The sequence below is a fragment of the Paraburkholderia sp. EG286B genome, from assembly GCF_040965655.1.
Classification (GTDB): domain Bacteria; phylum Pseudomonadota; class Gammaproteobacteria; order Burkholderiales; family Burkholderiaceae; genus Paraburkholderia.
In genome coordinates this window covers 1-2,252 of the sequence record NZ_JBFRCF010000098.1, presented here as the reverse complement: position 1 = coordinate 2,252, position 2,252 = coordinate 1, and the positions used below count along the sequence as shown (strand labels likewise).

Genomic DNA, 2,252 nt, shown 5'->3' with positions numbered 1-2,252 from the left:
CGCCAGCGCGTCCTGCATCACCTGACAAAGCGCGCCGAAAAGCTTGGCATGAAGCTCATGCCTGCGCAGACCATCGAATAAAAAAGCAAATACAAAACAATCATTTGGTGTGTGTTTCTTGAGAGGAGACAGAGAATGAACAGAGCCAAGTCAATGCTGATGTTACCGATGCTGATATGGTTGGTGTTGCTGGCGACGCCGCTCACCACGCAGGCCTGGGAGCGCGGGAAGGTCGAAAGATTCGCCACGTTGCCCCCCGGTGAAGCGCATCCCGCGGGGATCACCGTGGATCGCGAGGGCAACATCTATGTCACCACGTTTGGGGGAACGTTCCTTGTGTTCGACCCACAGGGCAAGTACCTACGGACTGTCGGCATCGGGGGCACGAGCGGAATATTGACTGACATTGGCTTCCATCCCCAGACGGGCAAGTTGCTTGTGGTCGATAACGTGACCGGGAAGGTTCTGAGCGTCGATCCCAGGACGGGTGCCTCATCCGTGTTCATGACGGTCACGGGCACGGACCCCGGCCTCGACGGGTTGATGTTCGACGCCGCGGGCAATGTGTACGTGACCGACGGCCACCAGGGCATTATCTGGAAAGTCGGACCATACGGCGGCGAAGGGTCGGCGTGGGTCACAAGCCCGCTGCTCAAGCCGACGAGGCTACCACCTGGCATCGGTGCGAATGATATGGCGTTCAATAACGAGAAGACGGCGTTGTTCGTCTCCAATACGGCGAACGACACGATTGTCAAGATACCAGTGACTGGCCCGATGCTCGAACCCGGCACGCCTGAGGTCTTCGTCAACCGCGTCGGCGGCGGGCCCGACGGTCTGAAAATCGACGGGCACGACAACATCTGGGTCGTGTGCAACCAGTCCGATGAGATTCTCGTGCTCGAGCCGACGCAGGGCCGGGTGATTGCCAAGCTCGGCGACTTCGGCGGAATCGATCGCGACGGGGCACCCATCGGCTTTCTCTGGCCGTCTGCTTTCGTATTCCATGGTGAGGACGTTCTTGTCACCAACATTTCGCTCGATTACGGCGCGGCCGTTTCGCAGGATCAACGGACAATCGATGGACCGTGGGCTCGCCAGGTGAAGGTCCACACGATCTCGAGAATACGGATTCCCGAGCATTTCGGCGAAAGGTGAGTCCATGAGCGGACCTGAAAGAAGGTAAGCGATCGTTCATCGACGCCCTGTTCCAGCGAGGCTAGAGCGGCGACGATAGCGTCCACTTGAACTACGAAGTGGACGCTATGGCAGAAGACAACATCAGCGATCTGAAGGCACGTCTGGTAGCAGGCTTTCAGCGCGGCGGGCGACGCCGACGCTTCGACCCGCAGACCAAGCAAGAACTGGTTGAGGCGTGCTTGCAGCCGAATGTATCAGTGTCAGGAATGGCGCTGGAGCACGGGCTGAACGCGAACCTGTTACGCAGGTGGATAAGCGATCACTTACGCGCGCGAAGTGGCGGTGCAGGGACCCAGGTGCGTGAGGCTGCGTCTCCAGCCTTCGTGCCGGTGGTACAGCTCGGTGGAGCACCGACTGTGGTGCCTGGCCAACCGTGAGCAACTAATCCGTCAACTTATCCAGTGTGAGCAGGGGGAAAGCAAGAACCTCTGGAAGCGCTGGCTGCCCAAGCAATGCTGTTGAAGGCAAAGCTAGTCAATCCCAATGTCGGACCGGATAAGTGGCTTGAGATACAAAACGAGGTGACCGCGTCTGTTGCCGAGATGGCGGCCAAAGGTGGTGGGGCCGTCGAAGTGATGATGCGTGCTGGCGTCGCTGATCTGTCGGATGCGGACCTTACGCATTTAATTTCTATATATCGCGATCCAATCCCTCGTCAAATACACGAGCGCATTGTCGGACCCTGCCATCAAGGCGCAAATTCAACAAGCGTCAACGGTGAATGGACTGCGGGTCGCCGCGTTGATCAATTCTGCGTTGGAGAAGAACGGCCTACAAGGCATTCGTTAGACAAGTTTCCGATGGCCAATTGCCGAGACGCAACCCCGTCCGTTGGGAGGAAAGCGTCTGACTGTGCCAAATCGACGCGTGCCTTCAATATGTAAGGCACGCGAAACGCGAATTCCGCGGTCAGGCGTGGTGCCGTGTGCGGCCAGTAAGGGCCTGTAATGTTTCGGCGCTGGATGACTGAGTTTGCGCCCAAAGCGGCCGCACATTTGTCGGTGTGGTGCCTAATACGGTCCACCTAGTCTTGCTGCCTGCCCACTTCGCAA

At 58.2% G+C, this 2,252-nt stretch carries 2 protein-coding genes; both read left to right on the top strand.

Features of this window, described 5'->3' with window-relative positions; all coding sequences use genetic code 11:
* The first annotated feature begins 135 nt into the window (after positions 1-135).
* Positions 136-1,158 carry an SMP-30/gluconolactonase/LRE family protein gene (locus tag AB4Y42_RS43815; RefSeq protein WP_368697834.1) on the top strand — a complete coding sequence of 341 codons (1,023 nt, stop codon included), beginning with the start codon at positions 136-138 and terminating at the stop codon, positions 1,156-1,158.
* Positions 1,159-1,244: 86 nt separating this feature from the next.
* Positions 1,245-1,577: a transposase gene (locus AB4Y42_RS43810; RefSeq protein WP_368697833.1), complete on the top strand. Its 333-nt coding sequence runs from the start codon at positions 1,245-1,247 to the stop codon at positions 1,575-1,577.
* Positions 1,578-2,252: the final 675 nt, after the last annotated feature.